20 protein-coding genes, 2 rRNA genes and 1 other RNA gene are annotated in these 18,569 nt (G+C 66.5%); 13 read left to right on the forward strand and 10 right to left on the reverse strand.

The genetic code is table 11. The annotated features are described in order from the left end of the window. Positions 1 to 216: 216 nt before the first annotated feature. From ACSC1Y_RS15150 to ACSC1Y_RS15170, 5 genes are all read left to right on the forward strand, one after another. Positions 217 to 1,404, forward strand: a complete 1,188-nt coding sequence (locus tag ACSC1Y_RS15150; RefSeq protein ID WP_435335760.1) for a hypothetical protein — start codon at positions 217 to 219, stop codon at positions 1,402 to 1,404. Positions 1,405 to 1,538: 134 nt separating this feature from the next. Beyond that, complete coding sequence (locus ACSC1Y_RS15155) at positions 1,539 to 2,531, forward strand: glutathione S-transferase family protein (RefSeq protein ID WP_435335761.1); 993 nt, start codon at positions 1,539 to 1,541, stop codon at positions 2,529 to 2,531. 70 nt (positions 2,532 to 2,601) lie between these two features. Beyond that, on the forward strand, positions 2,602 to 3,480 hold the full coding sequence (locus ACSC1Y_RS15160) for a geranylgeranylglycerol-phosphate geranylgeranyltransferase (RefSeq protein WP_435335762.1): 879 nt from the start codon (positions 2,602 to 2,604) through the stop codon (positions 3,478 to 3,480). 146 nt (positions 3,481 to 3,626) lie between these two features. Beyond that, the gene (locus ACSC1Y_RS15165; RefSeq protein ID WP_435335763.1) at positions 3,627 to 4,250 is read left to right on the forward strand and encodes an RAD55 family ATPase; all 624 of its coding nucleotides are present in this window, start codon (positions 3,627 to 3,629) and stop codon (positions 4,248 to 4,250) included. 65 nt (positions 4,251 to 4,315) lie between these two features. Then, positions 4,316 to 4,723, forward strand: coding sequence for a CoA-binding protein (locus tag ACSC1Y_RS15170; RefSeq protein WP_435335764.1), 408 nt, complete (start codon positions 4,316 to 4,318; stop codon positions 4,721 to 4,723). 26 nt (positions 4,724 to 4,749) lie between these two features. Here ACSC1Y_RS15170 and ACSC1Y_RS15175 read toward each other — a convergent pair whose 3' ends face one another. Together ACSC1Y_RS15175 and ACSC1Y_RS15180 are read right to left on the reverse strand one after the other, a co-directional pair. Further along, on the reverse strand, positions 4,750 to 5,730 hold the full coding sequence (locus ACSC1Y_RS15175; protein ID WP_435335765.1) for a PLP-dependent cysteine synthase family protein: 981 nt from the start codon (positions 5,728 to 5,730) through the stop codon (positions 4,750 to 4,752). Between the two features lie 36 nt (positions 5,731 to 5,766). Then, positions 5,767 to 6,132 (reverse strand): DUF5798 family protein, encoded by a 366-nt coding sequence (locus ACSC1Y_RS15180; RefSeq protein WP_435335766.1) that lies wholly within the window; start codon positions 6,130 to 6,132, stop codon positions 5,767 to 5,769. Positions 6,133 to 6,236: 104 nt separating this feature from the next. Between ACSC1Y_RS15180 and ACSC1Y_RS15185 the strand changes: the two genes are divergently transcribed. The 3 genes from ACSC1Y_RS15185 (at position 6,237) to ACSC1Y_RS15195 (ending at position 8,427) form a co-directional block, all read left to right on the forward strand. After that, the gene (locus ACSC1Y_RS15185) at positions 6,237 to 6,662 is read left to right on the forward strand and encodes a DUF7548 family protein (RefSeq protein WP_435335767.1); all 426 of its coding nucleotides are present in this window, start codon (positions 6,237 to 6,239) and stop codon (positions 6,660 to 6,662) included. 103 nt (positions 6,663 to 6,765) lie between these two features. Next, an RNA gene (gene ffs / locus ACSC1Y_RS15190) (signal recognition particle sRNA) lies at positions 6,766 to 7,077 on the forward strand. A gap of 165 nt (positions 7,078 to 7,242) precedes the next feature. After that, complete coding sequence (locus ACSC1Y_RS15195; RefSeq protein WP_435335768.1) at positions 7,243 to 8,427, forward strand: DUF8058 family membrane protein; 1,185 nt, start codon at positions 7,243 to 7,245, stop codon at positions 8,425 to 8,427. Between the two features lie 27 nt (positions 8,428 to 8,454). Here ACSC1Y_RS15195 and ACSC1Y_RS15200 read toward each other — a convergent pair whose 3' ends face one another. The 3 genes from ACSC1Y_RS15200 to ACSC1Y_RS15210 form a co-directional block, all read right to left on the reverse strand. Further along, positions 8,455 to 9,354 (reverse strand): mechanosensitive ion channel family protein, encoded by a 900-nt coding sequence (locus tag ACSC1Y_RS15200; protein ID WP_435335769.1) that lies wholly within the window; start codon positions 9,352 to 9,354, stop codon positions 8,455 to 8,457. Continuing rightward, on the reverse strand, positions 9,354 to 9,599 hold the full coding sequence (locus ACSC1Y_RS15205) for a YhbY family RNA-binding protein (RefSeq protein ID WP_435335770.1): 246 nt from the start codon (positions 9,597 to 9,599) through the stop codon (positions 9,354 to 9,356). Before ACSC1Y_RS15205 ends, ACSC1Y_RS15200 begins: the two co-directional genes overlap by 1 nt. Positions 9,600 to 9,770: 171 nt before the next feature. Beyond that, a complete protein-coding gene (locus tag ACSC1Y_RS15210) occupies positions 9,771 to 10,046 on the reverse strand; it encodes a ribonuclease P protein component 4 (protein WP_435335771.1) in 276 nt (91 codons plus the stop codon). 118 nt (positions 10,047 to 10,164) lie between these two features. Here ACSC1Y_RS15210 and ACSC1Y_RS15215 point away from each other — a divergent pair, with 118 nt between their 5' ends. Together ACSC1Y_RS15215 and ACSC1Y_RS15220 are read left to right on the forward strand one after the other, a co-directional pair. Beyond that, on the forward strand, positions 10,165 to 11,229 hold the full coding sequence (locus ACSC1Y_RS15215) for a glycosyltransferase family 4 protein (protein WP_435335772.1): 1,065 nt from the start codon (positions 10,165 to 10,167) through the stop codon (positions 11,227 to 11,229). An 87-nt stretch (positions 11,230 to 11,316) separates the two neighbouring features. Beyond that, a complete protein-coding gene (locus ACSC1Y_RS15220; protein WP_435335773.1) occupies positions 11,317 to 12,423 on the forward strand; it encodes a glycosyltransferase in 1,107 nt (368 codons plus the stop codon). 122 nt (positions 12,424 to 12,545) lie between these two features. On the opposite strand, the gene ACSC1Y_RS15225 is transcribed toward ACSC1Y_RS15220, so the two are convergent. After that, positions 12,546 to 12,926: a hypothetical protein gene (locus ACSC1Y_RS15225; RefSeq protein ID WP_435335774.1), complete on the reverse strand. Its 381-nt coding sequence runs from the start codon at positions 12,924 to 12,926 to the stop codon at positions 12,546 to 12,548. 122 nt (positions 12,927 to 13,048) lie between these two features. Here ACSC1Y_RS15225 and ACSC1Y_RS15230 point away from each other — a divergent pair, with 122 nt between their 5' ends. Then, a complete protein-coding gene (locus tag ACSC1Y_RS15230) occupies positions 13,049 to 13,561 on the forward strand; it encodes a hypothetical protein (RefSeq protein ID WP_435335775.1) in 513 nt (170 codons plus the stop codon). Here ACSC1Y_RS15230 and ACSC1Y_RS15235 read toward each other — a convergent pair. After that, positions 13,545 to 14,312 carry a DUF2797 domain-containing protein gene (locus ACSC1Y_RS15235; RefSeq protein ID WP_435335776.1) on the reverse strand — a complete coding sequence of 256 codons (768 nt, stop codon included), beginning with the start codon at positions 14,310 to 14,312 and terminating at the stop codon, positions 13,545 to 13,547. The genes ACSC1Y_RS15230 and ACSC1Y_RS15235 overlap by 17 nt on opposite strands. Positions 14,313 to 14,473: 161 nt before the next feature. Here ACSC1Y_RS15235 and ACSC1Y_RS15240 point away from each other — a divergent pair, with 161 nt between their 5' ends. Beyond that, positions 14,474 to 17,029, forward strand: a complete 2,556-nt coding sequence (locus ACSC1Y_RS15240; protein ID WP_435335777.1) for an efflux RND transporter permease subunit — start codon at positions 14,474 to 14,476, stop codon at positions 17,027 to 17,029. Here ACSC1Y_RS15240 and ACSC1Y_RS15245 read toward each other — a convergent pair. After that, entirely contained in the window at positions 17,019 to 17,663 is a 645-nt protein-coding gene (locus ACSC1Y_RS15245) for a DUF8102 family protein (RefSeq protein ID WP_435335778.1), read from the reverse strand. The two genes, ACSC1Y_RS15240 and ACSC1Y_RS15245, sit on opposite strands and share 11 nt — an antisense overlap. Positions 17,664 to 17,778: 115 nt before the next feature. Here ACSC1Y_RS15245 and ACSC1Y_RS15250 point away from each other — a divergent pair, with 115 nt between their 5' ends. Continuing rightward, positions 17,779 to 18,114, forward strand: coding sequence for a BsuPI-related putative proteinase inhibitor (locus ACSC1Y_RS15250; RefSeq protein WP_435335779.1), 336 nt, complete (start codon positions 17,779 to 17,781; stop codon positions 18,112 to 18,114). An 85-nt stretch (positions 18,115 to 18,199) separates the two neighbouring features. Here ACSC1Y_RS15250 and rrf (ACSC1Y_RS15255) read toward each other — a convergent pair. Both rrf (ACSC1Y_RS15255) and rrf (ACSC1Y_RS15260) read right to left on the reverse strand, forming a co-directional pair. Continuing rightward, positions 18,200 to 18,321: ribosomal RNA gene (rrf, locus tag ACSC1Y_RS15255) — 5S ribosomal RNA — on the reverse strand. 112 nt (positions 18,322 to 18,433) lie between these two features. After that, positions 18,434 to 18,556 (reverse strand): 5S ribosomal RNA (gene rrf, locus ACSC1Y_RS15260). Positions 18,557 to 18,569: the final 13 nt, after the last annotated feature.

Here is an 18,569-nt window from a genome sequence, read left to right on the forward strand (position 1 = left end):
AAAGTTTGGTATCAGTCCACGAAGCGGGCCCAGCATATGCTCAATACGCTAGAATCCAGAATATAAAACAACACCGGAGATTATCATTGATGAAAACCCGATGAGACGTTCGGAGACGCGTTCTCGGCGGTGGGTCGTCGTGGACGCTCCCCCGTTCGAAGAGGGGTTCTTCCCAGGCGAAAAGGTACAAGCCTCTGACCGTCCTATCCGGCGCCAATGGAGACCACAGCAGTCCAGGAGTACGTCGACCACGCTCGCGCCGTGGTGACGTCGTCGGACAGCCTCGGGGTGCGGAACACGCAGCTCAGGCTGGTCGAACCGCTGCTGGACGCGCTCGGCTGGAACGTCCGTTCGAGCGACGTCGAAGCCGACCACCAGGTCACCGCGGGAGAGACGGTCGACTACGCGCTCAACGTCGGAGGGACACCGGCCGTGTTCGTCGAGTCGCGGCCGCTCGAGGACGACCTGACGGCGGCCGACGCCGAAACGGTAGCCGAGCGGATGCGCCTCGGCGGCGTCTCCTGGGCGATGCTCACCAACGGCCGACAGTTCGCCTTCTTCGCCATCCGGGCGGGTCGCGTCGACCGTCACAGCTGCCGCCTCGAGGACCTTCCGCGCGAGACAGCCGCCCTCGAGCGGTTCTCTCACGAGGCCGCCCGCGGTCGGTTCGCGGGACGGGCCCGGGCCGTCAACCGGATAGACGCCGCACGCGACGGTCTCCACCGCTCGATCCTCGACGAACTGCTCGACGTCACGGACGGCGAGGCGGAATCGGTGCTCGACGCTGCGACCAGCCAGTTGCTCGACGACCTCGTCACGACGCTGTCGACGGCCGAACGGGCGACGACGGAATCGGAAATCGACGAGGCGAGTGCGGAGAGGATGAAGGTCGACGAACCGGCCGTCGAAAGACCGGAGACCGACGAAACGGAGGCGACTGAGCCGACCCGGAATCGAACGTCCCGGAATCGAACGTCCCGGAATCGAACCGGGCCCGAACACGCTGGAGCAGCCGGGGTACAGACCGTCGCCGAAGCCGCAGCGACGGAGGCGGACGAGGACGGCGAGTACGTGGTCCGGTTCTTCGACGACCGAGCGTCCGTCGGGGCGGTCGGAAGCTCGACGCCAGCGGGGGCGATGGGGCAGGTGGTCGACTACCTCGTCGACCAGTACGCGCTCGCCGCCGGGTTGTCGCTCCCGTACTGTCCGGGCGACGACAGCTACGCCGTCCTCAATCGACGGCCAGTGCATCCGAACGGCGAGCCGATGCGGCCGGCCGTCGAACTGGACGCGGGGCCGTTCCTCTGGACGGGCGGCTCGATGGCGGAACGACGGGACCGGCTCGAACACCTCGCGTCGCGTGCGGGGCTACGGTGTATGTTCCAGGGCGACTGGGCGCCGTGATTCTTCAAGCGCGACTGGGCGCCGTGATTCTTCAAGCGCGACTGGCAGCCACGAGTCCAGTTCACGTCACGGAGAGAACCGGCAGTTCCGTGGGACGCCCGAGCCGTTAACCCTGCTCCTCGGCTAGTCCGGGTATGAACATGCTCGTCGACGGCGAGTGGCGGACCGACGCGTACCAGACGACCAACGAGGACGGCGAGTTCGACCGGCAGGAGACGAGCTTTCGCGACTGGATCCGTGCGGACGACGACGCCCGGTTCCAGCCGGAGTCCGGCCGGTATCACCTGTACGTCTCACGTGCCTGCCCGTGGGCACATCGCGCCATGGCGGTTCGACGCCTGCTCGGGCTAGAGGACGGCGTCTCGATGGACATCGTCGACCCGTACCGGGCCGAAGACGGCTGGCAGTTCACGCCCGAGAAGGACGATTGCACGGAGGACACCGTCAACGGAGCCGACTACCTCCGGGAGGTCTACACCGCCGCTGACGACTCGTTCACTGGCCGGGTGACCGTCCCGGTCCTCTGGGACCGGCAGGAGGAGACCATCGTCAACAACGAGTCCGAGGAGATCATCGAGATGTTCGCCGAGGCGATGGCACCGCTCGGAACGACAGGCATCGACCTCTACCCGGCCGACCTGCGTGACGAGATAGACCGCATCATCGACGAGGTCTATGACCCCATCAACAACGGCGTCTACCGGGCCGGGTTCGCCGACGCTCAGGAGGCCCACGAGAACGCGGTCTCGGAGCTGTTCGAGGCGCTCGACCACTGGGACGACGTCCTGGCGAAACGGCGGTTTCTCGCCGGTGACCGGCTGACCCTGGCCGACGTCTGTCTCTTCACGACGCTCGTCCGGTTCGACGAGGTCTACCACACGCATTTCAAGTGCAACGTCCGTCACATCACCGACTATCCGAACCTCTGGGGCCACACTCGCGAGTTCTACCAGCTTCCGGGCATCGCGGAGACGACGAACATGGCCCACATCAAAGAGCACTACTACACGACCCACGGTGACGTCAACCCGAAGCGACTGATTCCGGTCGGGCCCGACCCGGATTTCGAGGCACCTCACGACCGCGACGAACTCGGCGGTGAACTCCCGTCGTCGCTGGAGCGCTGAGACTCGGCCGAACGGGACGGCTGTGACGACCAATCACGTCTTTTTTGCTGTGGCACCTGCGACTGGGGGTATGGAGTTGCGAACACGGCTCCGGGGACTCGTGGAACTGACGCGTCCCGGGAACGCCCTCATGGCGGGAGTGTTGACGTTCATCGGGGCGTTCGTCGCCATCGGCGTCGAGGCCGTCGAAGTGGGCGGCGCCTGGGACGCCCCTGCGATACAGGCGACGGCAGCGGTCGCGGCGACGGTGTTCGCCACCGGTGCGGGGATGGTCATCAACGACTACTTCGACGCCGACATCGACCGCATCAACGCCCCGGACAGGCCGATTCCACGCGGCGCGGTCTCCGAACGCGGTGCGCTCGTCTTCAGCATCCTGCTGTTCGCTGGCGCCGCCGCCTCTGCGGCACTCCTGCCACCGCTCGCGATCGGTATCGCGGTCGTGAACCTCGTCGCGCTCGCCGTCTACACGCAGTGGTTCAAGGGAACGCCCGGGTTCGGCAACCTCGTCGTCGGCTACCTCACCGGGAGCACCTTCCTCTTCGGCGGTGCGGCGGTCGGTTCGCCCGCGCCGGCGTCCGTGCTGTTCGGCCTCGCCGCCCTCTCGACGGTGAGCCGGGAGATAATCAAGGACATCGAGGACCTCGCGGGCGACCGCGAAGAGGGGCTCACGACGCTCCCCATCGCCGTCGGCGAACGGACGGCGATGCTCATCGCGGTCGGGGCGCTCGTCGTCGCCGTCGTCGCCAGCCCGGTCCCGTATCTCCGAGGGACGTTCGGCGAGGCGTACCTCATCGCGGTCCTCCCCGCGGACCTCGTGATGCTGTACGCGGCGTACGAGGGGTACGACGACCCCTCCGCGAGTCAGAACCACCTCAAGTACGGCATGTACCTCGCTGTCGTCGCGTTCGTCGTCGGTCGACTCGTCGTCCTACCAGGTGGCGTCTGAGGACCGCTCGCGCCCGAAAATCACCGTTCTCTGATACAAGTAATCAAAAGTACTATAAACTGGATACTGCATCTTCCTACCATACGACGGAATGGACAGCGATACCAATCGACGTCGACGTTGTCATTCGGAGACGAGGGTACGCCATGTATGACCTGGCCGACGTTCTCCCGGACGCTGAGCTGCCGCCTGGGTCCAACCTGCTGATTTCGGGGGCACCGCTGACCGGGAAACGGCGCATCGCACTCGACATCCTCGCGAACGGCTCCCGGCAGGGCGAGGGAGCCATCGTAGTGACGACCAAAGACAGCGCCGAGAAGCTTCTCCGCGAGTACTCGGAACGGGTCGACGACCTCGACGACGTCGATCTGGGAATCGTCGACTGCGTCACCAAACAGCGTGGCGTGAACAACGTCCGGGACGATTCTCGCATCCGGTACGCGTCGTCGCCGGTCGACATGACCGGCATCGGTATCAAGCTCTCAGAGTTCCTCGAGGAGTTCTACGAGGTGCGCGGCCACCGGAAGAACCGCATCCTGCTCCACTCGATATCGACGCTCCTCATGTACTCGGACCTGCAGACCGTCTTCCGCTTCCTGCACGTGTTCACCGGTCGCATCCAGTCCGCCGACGCACTCGGCGTCTACATCATCGACTCGACGGCCCACGACGACCAGACGATGAACACGCTCAAACAGCTGTTCGACGCGGTCATCGAGGTCCAGCAGGGGGACGACGGTGAGCAGTCGCTCCATACCGCTGGCCTCTGAGCAGACTCCGCTCGATTTCTCACATCGGCGGCACGTTTTTCGGCGCTGCTCGCCTCTGCTCAGATATGCCAGTCGAGAGCGACGCGGAACTCACGGAGATACTCACCCACGACACCATCGCGGTGGTCGGCTGTTCGAACACACCGGGGAAGGCGGCACACGACATCCCCCGGTACCTGCAACAGCATGGCTATCGCATCGTCCCGGTCAACCCCTTCGCCGACGAGATCCTGGGCGAACCTGCCTACGACTCGCTCACCGAGGTCGACGAGCAGATAGACATCGTCGACGTGTTCCGACCGTCGGAGGAGGTCGCGGGCATCGTCGACGAGGCGGTCGAACGAGACGACGTGAAGGTCGTCTGGATGCAGCTGGGTATCCGCGACGACGACGCGGCGAAGAAAGCAGAGGAAGCGGGCCTGCAGGTCGTCCAGGACCGCTGTCTGAAGGTCGAGCACTCGCGGCTCAGCTGAGGACCGCTGTCTGCGCGCCTTCCGGACTACCCTTCCCACTCCTCGAACGAACGGTAGATACCCTTCGAGAGGTACCGCTCGGACGAGTCGGGGAACACCGTGACGACGGAGTCGTAGGGCGCGTCTATCTCGCCGGACGAGATGCGCTCGGCGACGGCGCAGGCGGCGACGCTCGCGGCACCCGCCGAGGAGGCGACCAGATGTCCTTCCTCGCTGGCGAGCCGTCGCAGCTCGTCGTGAGCGGCCCGGTCGGCCACCTGGACGACATCGTCGACGAGCTCGGGTTCGAACAGCTCGTTCGTGCTCACGTCGTGGGTGCCGATTCCCTCTATCTTGTACGGCGCTTCTTCCGGGTCTTCGCCCTTCAGCTCGCTGTATAGCGACCCCTCGGGTTCGACGGCGGCGACGTAGGTGTCGTCGTTCTGTTCCCGGAGGTAGCGTGCGATGCCCATCAGCGTCCCGGCCGTTCCACAGCCGGCGACCACGGCGCCGACTTCGCCGTCGAGCGCCTCGTGTATCTCGGGCCCGGTGGTCGCGTAGTGCGCCTCGGTGTTGAGCGGGTTCTCGAACTGCTGGGGGACGATGGCGTCGTCGAGCTCCTCGGCGAGTTCGTGGGCTCGCTGGATGGCGCCGCCCATGTCGTCCTCGGTCGGCGTGTTGATGACTTCGGCGCCGAGCGCGCGCATCAGCTGTTGCTTCTCGACGGAGAAGCGCTCTGGAACGACGAATATGGCGTCGACACCGAGCTGGCCGGCCGCGACGGCGAGGCCGATACCGGTATTGCCGGCCGTCGGCTCGATGACGGTCCCGCCCGGCGAGAGGTCGCCGCGCTCGAGCAACTGTTCGAGCATGTACTTCCCGATGCGGTCCTTGACGCTCGCACCCGGGTTGAACGACTCGAGCTTCGCGTAGACTGGCACGTCGTCGGGCGACTCTTGCACCCTGACGAGCGGGGTCTCACCGATCGTGTCCAGAACGGACGAGAGCGGTTCCGCGTGGGTGGTCATATGGGGGCAATAGTTGCCACCCCCCGATAGGTGTTGTTACTCGTCGGTCGACGCAGAGCCAGCGGCGTCGCCTTCTGCGGTGCCCGGCTGGTTCGTCGACTCGCCCTCGGCAGTGCTGGACGGCTCCGCCGACTCGCCTTCGGTCGGTGCTGCCTCCGCCTCGGTGATGACCTCAGTCGCGAGCAGCCCGTCGACGTCGATGCCCTGCTCCTCCGCGAGCGCCTCGAGGACGACCCGCTGCTCTTCGAGCTGGGTCTCGAGAGACCGGACGCGGCCGGCCGTGTCGTCGACGTCCTCTTCGATCTTCACCAGCCGCTCGCGGATGTCCTTCATCTGCGCGTACAGCTGTTCCGCTCGTTCGGCGACCGTCTGCAGCTTCTTGGCGGTGGAACCGAGTCCCATACCACTACGTGCGACCCCCTCCCTGTTGTGCGTTCCGCCTCGTCCTGCTCTCTCCGCCCGTCACCTTCGCCGTGTTTATGCCCTCTCCCGGTGGAACCTGGCACATGGTCGACGTACGCACGCCGCCAACCGCCGGTATCGTCGCCGCCCTCGCACTCGTCGCGGCCGTCTTCGCGCCGTACGTGGCCCTCTCGGCCTCGGGCGTGAGCGCGCTCGGGACCTACTACGGCTACGGGCTCGTCGGACCGCCGTACATCGCACTGTTCGCGCTCGTCGCCGCTATCGTCTTCGCGGCGGGGCGAGAGGGCCGGACCGAACCCGACCTCGCGGCCGGCGTCACGCTGGTCCTCGGCTTCGCCGTCGTCGCACTCGTCTTCGTCTGGGCAGTGAGCGTCTCGAGCGAGTTCGTCTCGAGCATCGGGACCGAGACGTGGATGGCGTACCACCGCTGGGCCGTCCTCCTGGTCGGCGTCGTCCTCGCGGCCTGTGGCGTCTGGTACGCTCGGGTCCTCGGCCTGTTGACGGCCTGAACGTGGACCGGCGTCTCGGGCGGACCTGGACAGCGGGACGCGAATTCGAGTGACGGTGGCTGGTTCGAGTCGAAAGGACCTTAAGAGGCAAGCGGATACGTTCTGATGGACTAGGTCGGGCAGTTAGGCCCTGCTCACAACCCGCGATATGGTCTTCAGCGGGGACCGAATCCTGGGCACGTCCGGTCAGACCCGGTCGGGCCCCGGGAGCCGACGTAGAAACCTCGTCCGTCGGGGACGGCGGTCGTCGGGTTCCATCCGCAGGGATGGTTTCCCGACGTTAGTCGGCGGCACTGGGTCAGGCACGGAAGTGAGCAGCCCACCGTCGGACACCCGTCGCTCGATGGGTCGCGGGGTGGAGGAGGCGACCGGGATTCCCCGACCGGGAACGCCGGGCAACCCCAGGCGTCCGCCCATTCATACCGCATTCTCACCCGCCGAGCCCCGGGTCCGTCCATCGACGCATCCGCTCCGATTCTCACGCCGACCGACGTCCCCCCACAGGCGAGTCTCTGGCCCCCTGAGGGGTGATTCCCTATTTCACTCGATATCTCGTTACTAGAGATGGAGGGGATATGTCTTGGACAGTGACACAGTGGCGTCGGAGCGAAGCCGAGAGACCGACAGGGACGCGGGAGTACTCGTTCCAGCACCGGCGTCGGGGCGGGAGACGGCGGACGGGACGCTGTCCGGCGAGACGGCGAGAGCCGGAGAGATTCCGGGAAGCCGCCGGTACCGAACTCGCGGGAACGGGAGCCGTCGGTATGACCTGTTCGTGCCCGTCCCAGGCTGGCTAGAGGCTGGCCTCTGGCTCTCGTTCTGCTACTTCGTTGCAGGGCCGCTAACGGAACCAGCGGTCACCGCCGTACTCCGCTGGGAGCCGGGGCTGTCCCCCGATTCGGTGCGAACAGCCCTCGCCGTCTTCCTGTGGCTCCTCACCGGCGCCGTCGTACTCACCCACGTCGGCCGGCAGCTCTCCGGGAATCCCCGGACCTTCGAGACCGCAGACGAACGGCTCTCGTGGGTCGACTCTCGGCGGCCGACGCTGGCCGGTCACCTGTTCTACGCTACGGCGGTCCTGGCCGGGACGCTCGTCGTCGCTGCACTCTGGCCGTCGGCCGGCAGACTGCTCGACGACGTCTTCACTGGCGTCCTCGCGCGGCAGCCTGACGTCGCCGTCTCCCCCGTCGCCGTCTCTCCCACGTCGGTCGTCCTGCTCGGCTGTGCCCTCGTCGGGTTCGCGGTCTCCGCTCGCTCGCTGGACCGGCTCGTCACCGGGCTCGTCTACGAGTCGCTCGCGCGGTCGCTCCGGGCCGTCGACGGACTGGCCCAGGTCGACCCCACGAGCGCCGCAGCCCGTGAGGCGGACCGCGTCGTCGGCTGGTTCGCCATCGGCGCAGCCGTCGCACTCGTCGGCTACTGGGTGGTCGCACTCGCCGTGACCCCGGGCAGCACCGCGCTGAATCCGGGTGGCCCCTCGACGACCGTGCTCGGTGCCGTCGTCACGGCCACGCTCTTGCTCGTCGCCGGAACCGCCCTCGTCGCGGACCGGCCGTACGGGGAGCGCACCTTCCTGGTCGCGGCCGGGCTGCTGACTTACGCCGCAGTCGACACCGCGACGCTCCTCGCCGAGCGGGGAGACGCCGCCGGCGTCGCCGTCTTCGTCGCACTCGCGGCGCTGTCGCTCGCTGTCGTGACGCTCGTGCTTACGAACGGGAGTCGGCATCGGGCGAGCAAGCGGCTGGGAGAGATAGACTTGCAGTGAGAACGGGGTCGGAACCGCACCAGCGGTTCAGTCGCTGGTCTCTGTGACCGCCGAGAGCTGTTCGACGTCGAGCGAGCCACCGATGGTGCGGTTCGGGTACGGGATGTCGATTCCCTCCGCATCGAACCGCTCTTTGACCGCCTGGACGTACTCGCCGCGAGTCTTGACGAAGTCGGCGCGCGACGGGTTCGCAATCCAGATGCGGGACTTGAGGCCGACCGACGAGTCACCGAGTTCCGTGAGCCGGACCGACGGTGCGGGGTCGTCGAGGATGTCCGGGTGGGCCTCGGCCTCCTCGATGATTATCTCGGTCGCCTGGTCGATGTCGTCGTCGTAGCCGATGCCGAACAGGAACTGCAGTCGGAGCTGGTCCTTCGCGACGGGGTTCTTGATGACGCCGTCGGTCAGCTGGGAGTTCGGGACCGTCAGCAGCTCGTTGTCGAACGTCCGGACGCGGGTGACGCGGAGGCTGATGTCCTCGACGATGCCCGAGTAGTCATCCCACTCGATCCAGTCGCCGATGCGGAACGGCTTGTCCGTGAAGATGAACACGCCAGCGACGAAGTTCGCGATGACGTCCTGCATCGCGAAACCGATGGCGAGGGTGGCGGCCGCACCGATGGTCGCCAGCGCCGTCAGGATGTTACCGAAGCCACCGGCGGCGAACGCGACGCCGAGTGCCGCGAACAGGATGACGAACTTCGTGAGTCGCTTCAGCGGGTTCTTCGCGTGTTCGTCGAGGCCGCGCCGATCCATCAGCTTGCTCACGAGGGGCATGACGATGGCGTTGCCCAGCGTGTAGACGACGACGAGTGCGACGACGAACAGGATGGCACTCGCGACGTCGCCCGCGTACGCCTTCGGGACGCCTATCTGGTTGAGGGTCTTCGCGATGCCCTCCAGTTCGGTCTGAAGCAGGACCTCCATCAGTGGAACACCGCTGTGTTGCCCCGCGTCTCGATGAGTTCTGCGTTCACCTCCTCGGCCAGTTCCTCGGCGAGTTCCTCGGTGGAGGTGCCGCCACGGGCCGCACGCAGGAACTTCACCTTCACGAGTTCGTTGCTCTGGAGTTGATCGGAGAGTTCGTCGACTACCGAGCCGATACCACTTTTGCCGACCCAGACGGTCACGTCCAGGTCGTGCGCCTGCTTTCGCAGGTTCTCGTTGCTCATCTGGCGCTAGCTTACTTTGGGAGGGGTTTTAATCTTGCACCAAACGTGAACGAGCGGGAGAGGATGTCACGCTCGATGGGACAGGCCGCGTGACAGCGGTGTGAGTAGCGCCAGCGGAGGTGGCGTCGATGGGAGGTGCGTCACCGACGGCGGCGACGACGGTTCGTCGACTCAGCGGTACGGGTATCTCGCGATGTGGCCACAGTCGCAGGTGACGACCACGCGGCCGTCCCCCAGTCGGACCCTGGCGTTCGTCCCGGGGAGGAGATAGGCGTCGCATCGGTCGCAGGTGAAACGCTTGAACCGCGTCGGGAGCCGGAGCCGGTTGCGCTCGGCGATGCGTCTCGCGAGCCGAACGTACTCCCGGGCGCGGTCGAACTCGCCCTCGCGGGTCGCCGCCCGCGCCAGCGAGTCGAGCCGGTCGATGCGCTCCTCTGCGAGTGTCATCTATCCGTGCGTAACGCTGGCGGTGTGAAATGGCTACCGTTCGAGAGTGAGGAATTGTCTCGACCACGTCCCCAAGGAGTCGCAAGCTTTTTTCCGTCGTCGCGGCTCCGACAGGACAGTGCGAGTCCTGAACCACCTCGAACTGGAATCCCAGCTGGACCGGAGCGGGATGGGTACCGCTGTCGACCAGCAACGCGAAGCCCTCTCCCGGGCGGCCCCCGAGATCGACGTCGTCACCTCGCCCTGGACCGACGGCTCCCTCCCCGACGCGCTGTTCGCCTCGCGAGTGTTCGACGACGACCTGTTCACCGACTACGACGTGGCCCACTGTAACATGGTCGGGCCGGAGTCGCTGGCCATCGCTCGGCACGCGAAGCGCAACGACATCCCTCTCGTGCTCCACACCCACGTCACGAAGGAGGACTTCCGCGACTCGTTCCGCTTCTCGAACGCCGTCGCTCCCGCACTCGGCGTCTACCTGAAGTACTTCTACTCGCAGGCCGACGTCGTCCTCTGCCCCTCCGAGTACACGAAGGGCGTCCTCGAATCCTATCCCGTCGACGCCCCTATCAAGCCGATGTCGAACGGACTCGACCTTGACTCGGTCGCCGGTGCAGCGCAGTTCCGCGACGAGACCCGCGCCGAGTACGGCCTCGACGGGATGGTCGTCTTCGCCGTCGGCAACGTCTTCGAGCGAAAGGGGCTCACCACGTTCTGCGAGCTCGCCCAGCGGACCGACTACGAGTTCGCCTGGTTCGGCCCCTACGACGACGGTCCCCACGGCTCGAAGGTGGTCAAGCGCTGGACGAGCGACCCACCCGAGAACGTCACATTCACCGGCTGGGTCGACGACAAGCGCATGGCCTTCGGTGCGGGCGACGTCTTCCTGTTCCCCGCGAAGGTCGAGAACCAGGGGCTCGTCGTCCTCGAGGCGATGGCCTGTGGGAAGGCCTGCGTCCTGCGCGACATCCCCGTCTTCCGCGAGTACTTCGAAGACGGCCACGACTGCCTCATCTGCGAGACCGAAGACGAGTTCCGGGACGCCCTGGACCGCCTGGCCGACGACCCCGAGCTCCGGGAGCGACTCGGCGAGAACGGCAGAAAGACCGCAGAGAGCCACAGTCTCGAGGCCGTCGGTGAGGAACTCGCCTCGACGTACCGGTCGCTACTCGAGGACCGATGAACGGCCGCCTGACACAGGACCGCAGCCCCGCTTGAAGGGCAGCGAAAGTCAGGCCTTTTAAGTGTTCGTCGCATCATTCTGTCCACAATGAGCCAGCAGGTCGCTGCCTTCACCGACACCTATCTGCCCACGGTGAACGGTGTGACGTACACCATCAAGTCCTGGCGCGACCGCTGGAACCGTGACGGCGGCTGGATGGACGTCGTCTACCCGCAGTCGGACGAGCACACGCCGACCGCCGGCGAACACCCCGTCCGCTCCGTGGCGTTCCCGTTCTACGAGGGCTACCGAGTCGGCGCACCGCAGATTCCCGATGCCGTCGAGAACGCCGACCTCATCCACGCCCACACAGCGTTCGCGCTGGGACTCGCGAGCCTCCGACTCGCCCGGTCGGCCGACAAACCGCTGGTCGCCTCCTACCACACGCCGACCGCCGAGTACGCCGACTACATCCTTCCCTCCGAGAAGCTCGTCGGCGGCATCCAGCGACTCAGCGAGCGGTACGAGCAGTGGTTCTACGACCGCGCCGACCTCGTCATCGTCCCTTCCGTGCCGACCAAACGCCACCTCGAGCAGACCGTCGGCGTCGAGAGCGAGATACAGGTCGTCTCCAACGGCATCGACATCGAGCAGTTTCGACCGGTCGACGACACGGCGTTCCGCGAGCGGAACGGCCTCGAGGGGACCCTCATCGGCTACACCGGTCGCCACGGCTACGAGAAACAGCTCGGCCAGATCATCGACGCCGCCGCCGGACTGGACTCCGAGGTAACGGTCGTCTTCGGCGGCGACGGCCCGGCCAGGGACGACCTCGAACGCATGGCCGCCACCAGCGACGCGGACGTCCGGTTCCTCGGCTTCCTCGACCGCGAGGAGATGCCCGCGTTCTACTCCGCGCTCGACGTGTTCACGTTCCCGTCGCCCGTCGAGACGCAGGGCCTCGTCGCACTGGAGGCCAACGCCTGCGGGACGCCCGTCGTCGGCGTCGACGCGGGCGCACTGGCCGAGACGGTCGACGACGGCGTCAACGGCTACCACTTCTCCCGGGGAGACGTCGCCGACTTCCGTCGCGGCATCGAGCGCGCACTGGAGAATCGCGAACAGCTCTCCCGGAACTGCCTCGACCGTCGCGACGCCGTGAGCATCGACCACGCCGTCTCACGGCTCGCGGAGATATACGCCGACCTGTCCTGACGGGGTCACCGGTCATCGACCCGGCGGAGCTACGCTCCTCGGAGCCGTCGCTCGCCACGTGTCCCACGTTCCTCGGAGCCGCCGCTTCGCACGTGTCGGTCGTCGAAAGAAAGGACGCAGTCTTACTCGTCTTCGAGCGCGTCGGCGATGCGCTTGAGAGCGCGGGTCTGGTCGCGCATCTCGTCCCGGAGCTGGCGGACCTCGCGGACGAGCTCCTCGTTGTCGGAGCCACCCTCGTCGCGACCCATGCCGCCGGGGCCGCCCGGACCGCCGCCCATCATGCCGCCCATCATCTGCGCGAACGGGTTACCGCCGCCCATGCCGCCGGGGCCGCCCGGACCGCCCGGGCCGCCACCGCCGCCCATCATCTCTTCCATGCGCTCGCGTCGGTCCTCGTCGGACTCCTCCTCTCGTCGCTCGCGAATCTCCTCGACGCGCTCGCGGAAGGACTTCTTCTCGTCGTCGGTTCCGGCTGCTTCGCCGTTATCTGCGTCGTCTGCCATACCCGGACGTTCACTCTCCGGCCCGAAAAGGGTTTTTCTCGCGAGGAGAGACTCTCCGCGAACGTTGGCTGAACCGACCAGGTCTCGAACCCTTTTTCCCCAGCGGACCGAAGCCTTCGACAGTGGTCGCGTTCTACCTCCTCGCCCGGCTCGTCATCGTCCTCGTGTTCTACGTCCTCCGACTGATACCCGTGGTCGGCCGCTGGATATCCAGCCTGTACGACGAACAGATGTTCGATACGTTGCTCGACGACGTCGCGATAGACGACGCGACCGTCGAACGAGACGACGACGGCCCGCGCGTCGTGGTCCTGACGTTCTCGAACGACAACTGGCTCGACCTCACCGTCACCGGAATCAGTCTCCGGGTCGCCGACGACGCGGACGTGACCCAGGAGCACGTCGTCTGGCCGCCCGAGTTCGAGCATCCGCCGGGACACGTCTCCTCGGAGACCATCACCGGCGAGGGTGACGGAAGGCTCACGCTTCGGCTTCCCGCGGCCGACACCGACGCTGCTGCCGAACTCGTCGACGGGAGCATCCTGTTCAAGCCGTCACTCGCCTGGCGGGGTCGCCGTTTCTCGGTCGGACGACGCGAGTTCACCGTCGAGACGGAGCTCAACGACCGCAGCTGAACGCACCGAGACTCGACTGTAGCGACCGTTGCGGGGCCGTCTCCGTGACTTCGTAGCCGACGAGGTTGCGCATGTCGACCGCGTACGTGGTCCCGCCGCGTTCGAGTACGAGGACGCGACCTTTCACGCCGACGACCGTCCCCGAGAAGAGCGTCTCCGCGACCGGCCTGGTCGCGAGCGAGAGGTCGTAGTCGAAGGTGAACGTCTCGATGGGGTCGAACTCGTCGAGGACCGCCTCCCACGCCAGTTCGTCGACCGTCTCCGCGAGCCCGGCTATCTTCGTCGGGACGCGAACCCGGTCGACGAGGTCCGTCGCGTAGTCGGCCTCGAGCTCACGGGCGATGCGACCGTTGGAGACGGTGTGGATGTGCGCCGCCCGGTCGGCACCCTGTTCTCTGAGGCGGGTCTCCAGCCGCCACGACCGGGTGACGCCGACCTTGAACACGTCCGGCGCGAACGCGGCGAGGTAGACCGCGTGCTCCTCGTAACAATCCATCTCCGGCTTCAGACACGTCCCGGTACACCGCGCACAGATCCAGGTGCTGGTGTGCTGGTCGCAGTAGGGCGTCCCCGGCCGTGAACACGACCGGTGACCGTCCTCGGTCACGACGCCCGCACATCGCCGGTCGCTCAGCGTGTACGTGAGGTCGTCGCCGGCCGACAGGGTCCGTCGGGTGACCGCGCCATCCTCGGCTAACAGCACCGCCGGTAGACGCGCCTCCCGTTCCGTCTCGTAGCCGACGATCTGCACGGTTCACGGTTGTGTCGGTCGGCGTAAATCGATGTCGTTCACCACTCCATAATCCAAAACTGATTATGGGGTAGCTCGTTACCGTATGCACTTTTACCGGCACGGGAAGAACCGCCGTCCATGTCACATGCGACCGTCCACTCACCGCAGGTGGTCACCTCGTGAACGCCGACCGGGTCGCCGAGTTCGTCGTCGACCACAGCAAGCTGGTCATCGTGGCGTTGCTCGTCGCGACGCTCGTCGTCGGCAGCGGCGCCGCACGGGTCGACACCACGACCTCGACCGATAGCTTCCAGACCGACACCGAGGCGGCCGAGAAACTCGACTACGTGGAGCGAAACTTCCGTACCGACGGGCAGAACCGGACCACTGTACAGGTCGTCGTCCGGGGTGACGACGTCCTCTCGAAGGACTCGCTGTTGCAGAGTCTCCGCTTCCAGCAGACGCTCCGTGAGAACGGGACCGTCTCCCGGACCCTCGTCGACGACACGCCGACCATCGGCGTCTCGAACGCCGTCGCAATCGCGGCCATCCAGCGCGAGCGTGCCCGGAAGAGCCGGCCGGGTGGCCCGCCGCCGACGCTCGCCGAACAGCGCGACGCGCTCGAATCCCTCGACGAGGCGACGGTCGACGACCTCGTCTCCGAGGTCCTCTCCGCGGACGCCGACACCCCCGGCGGCGACCCGCTCGAACTCATGCCCACGGACTACGAGCCGGGGACCACGGAGGCCGACGCCCGGATCATGGTCGTCTTCCAGTCGGTTCCGCCGAACACCGGTACCGAACTCCCTCCTGCCGTCGCAGAGGGGCAGCTGGCCGTCCAGGACCTCGCCCGCGACGAGCTGGGCGAGGACTCGTTCGTCTTCGGCGTCGGAATCGTCAACGACGAGACCGGTCGCTCTATCGGCGACAGCTTCACCATCATCGGTCCGCTCGCGCTCGTCCTCGTCCTCGTGACGCTCGTCATCGCCTACCGGGACCTCGTCGACATCGTGCTCAGCACGCTCGGTATCGGCCTCGTCCTCGTCTGGATGCAGGGCTTCATGGGCTGGGCGGGCATCGACTTCTCCACCACGCTCATCGCGGTCCCCATCCTGCTCATCGGCCTCGCCATCGACTACGCGATCCACGTGTTCATGCGCCACCGCGAGGCCCGACAGCGCGACCCCACTGCAGACACCGGTCCTGCAATGCGCCGAGCCCTCGCCGCTGTCGGTGTCGCCCTCCTCTGGGTCACGGTGACGACCGCCCTCGGCTTCCTCTCGAATCTCTCCAGTCCGCTCCCCCCGCTCCAGAACTTCGGTCTCGTCAGCGCCGCCGGCATCGTCAGCGCCCTCGTCGTCTTCGGGGCGCTGATACCCGCGCTCAAGGTCGAAGTCGACTCGCTCCTCGAACGGTTCGGCGTCGACCGCCGGAACGAACCCTTCGGCGGCGACAGCCGCGGCGTCGGCCGACTACTCGCACTCGGTACCGCGAGCGCGAAACGAGCACCCGTCGCCGTCGTCCTCGTCGCACTGCTGGTCAGTGCGGGCGGTGCCTACGGCGCGACCCAGGTCGATACCAGCTTCGACCGGAGCGACTTCCTCACCGAGGAACCGCCGACCTGGATGACGAAGCTCCCCGAACCCTTCGCGCCCGGGAACTACTCCATCCGCAAGCACGCCGACTACCTGAACGACCGCTTCCTCCAGCAGAGCCAGTCCACCCGCGCGGAACTCCTCGTACAGGGTGACGTGACCGCCCCGGACACGCTCGACCGCATCCAGCGCGTCCACGACCGGGCCGCCGCCAGCGAGAGCGTCGTCACCCTCGCCGATGGCTCCGCCTCAATCGTCGGCCCCGTCTCGACCATCGACGCGGTCGCCGCGGAGAACGAGAGCTTCCGCAAGGTCGTCAGCGAGGCAGATACCGACGGGGACGGCGTCCCCGACCGGAACCTCGCAGCTGTCTACGACGCCCTCTACCGGACCGCCCCGGACCGCGCCAGTCGCGTCGTCTACCGGACCGATGCCGGGAGCTACGAGGCACTCCGTCTGCAGGTCGCGGTCGCGGGCGGCGCGCCAGTCGAGCAGGTCCGCGACGAGATGCAAGCGGCCGTCGAACCCGCCCAGGGTGTAGGTCTCACGGCGACCGCGACCGGCTCACCCGTACTCACCGCCATCGTCCAGGACGGCCTACTCGAGACGGTCGTCGTCACGCTGGTCGTCACCGTCCTCAGCGTGCTCGCCATCCTCGTCGTCGGCTACCGGGTGCTCTCCGGCTACGCGAGCCTCGGCGCGGTCACCATCGTCCCCGTCGTCCTCTCGCTCGCCTGGGTCCTCGGAGCGATGTGGCTCCTCGAGATTCCGTTCAACGCCCAGACCGCGCTCATCACCAGTCTCGGCATCGGCCTGGGCGTCGACTACAGCATCCACATGACCGAACGGTTCACCGACGAACTGGAGCGGGCTATCGATGGTGGTTCACCCGCAACGCAGTCCTCCGCAGTCGACGACGCCCTCTCCGCCACTGTCGGCGGAACGGGTGGTGCGCTCCTCGGCAGCGCCGTTACCACCGCCTCGGGCTTCTCCGTGCTCGCGCTCGCCATCGTCCCGTCGCTCCAGCGCTTCGGCATCGTCATCGGAATCGCCATCGTCTTCGCGTTCGTCGCCGCCGTCTACGTGCTGCCGAGCCTGCTCGTGCTCTGGAGCCGGGCAGTGCCCGCTACTAGCTCCTGACCGGGATCCGAACCTGCTCGTCGTCGAGCCAGTCCGGCTCGCTCCCCAGGAACGCTCCGACCCGGTCGACGAACTCCCCTTCTTCCATCCCGAGTTCCCCCTGCGAGAGGTCGAGTACCACCTCGTCGATGTCCTCGAGGACCTCGTCGTCGCCCGCCATCACCGACATGAACTCGTCGGGGGCGACCGCCTCTCCCGCACGGAGCCGGTCCGCGACCGTCGTTAGCCGTTCCCGGGGGGACACCGTCACGTCGAACGTCACTTCCACGTCGACGGTCGTCCCGAACCCTTCGGCCGCGTACGCCTCTTCCGCTCTGGTGATGGCGGGCGCGAGGACGTGTTCGAATTCCATCCCCGCCTCCTTCAGCCCCATGTACGCGAACGCCGTCATCCCCGTCAGCCCGTACTGGAACTGGGCGTCGTCCAACCCCTTCTCGAATATCTGCCGCCGGTCCTTCCGCTCCAGCTGGCGAATCAGCAGGTAGAAGTCGAGGATACCGTGCGTGACGCGCTCGCGGATCCGTGCCTCCGCGTTCCGCTTCGACTGCTCGTGCGTCATCTCGGACAGTCCGAGCAGGTACTCCCGGTCCGCCTTCGATAGCAGTCCCCGCGGCCTGTCCGGTTCGAACTCCATAATCCGTTCCCGATTATGCGAACACGTCGTATATGGGTACCGTCTCGCGGGAACGACGCACGTGTGACCTGTCTCGCGAGAAAGACCTATATCGCCGCCGGCGGTACGCCGGCGTATGTCACTGACCGGGACACTCGACGCGACGAAGTCCGGCGACGCCGTTACATTCAGCTTCACCGTGACCAACGACGGGGACGCCCTCGTCGAACTCCAGTTCTCCGACAGCCAGACTCACGACGTCGCCGTCGTCGAAGACGACGATACAGAGGTCTGGCGCTGGAGCGACGGGCGGATGTTCATGCAGATGCTCCAGCAGGAGAGCATCGACGCCGGCGACAGCGTCACCTTCGAGTGCAGCTGGGACGACCCCCAGCCTGGTTCCTACGTGGCCGAAGCCTTCCTCTCGGCGTCGAACGCGGACTGCGACGCCAGCTGTAGCTTCTCCGTCTGAATCGGCCAGCGTCGCCACTCTCGGCCCGTAAATACGAAATGCCACAGAGAGCGATGACTCTCTGCGGCACGATGAAAGTATGAATGGTGGGCGGCGAACGAATTTTCCCAGAGGCTCGCGCACTCCAGTACTCGCTCGAACGCTGGCGAGCTTACCTTCCGTGTTCGGAATGGGTACGGGGGTCGCCTCGCCGCTATGGCCGCCGAAACACCGACTCGCGGAATCGAACCGCGACGGACGCGACCAGCGTCGGTCGGTTCCGCGTCGACGGAACCAGTGCGACCGCCCACAGCGGTCGCTACTCGCTGAAAGTATGAATGGTGGGCGGCGAACGAGTTTTCCCAGAGGCTCGCGCACTCCAGTACTCGCTCGAACGCTGGCGAGCTTAACTTCCGTGTTCGGAATGGGTACGGGTGGCAACCTCGCCGCTATGGCCGCCCTAACGCCGACTCGCG

The organism is Haloarchaeobius lipolyticus (assembly GCF_051208015.1).
Classification (GTDB): domain Archaea; phylum Halobacteriota; class Halobacteria; order Halobacteriales; family Natrialbaceae; genus Haloarchaeobius.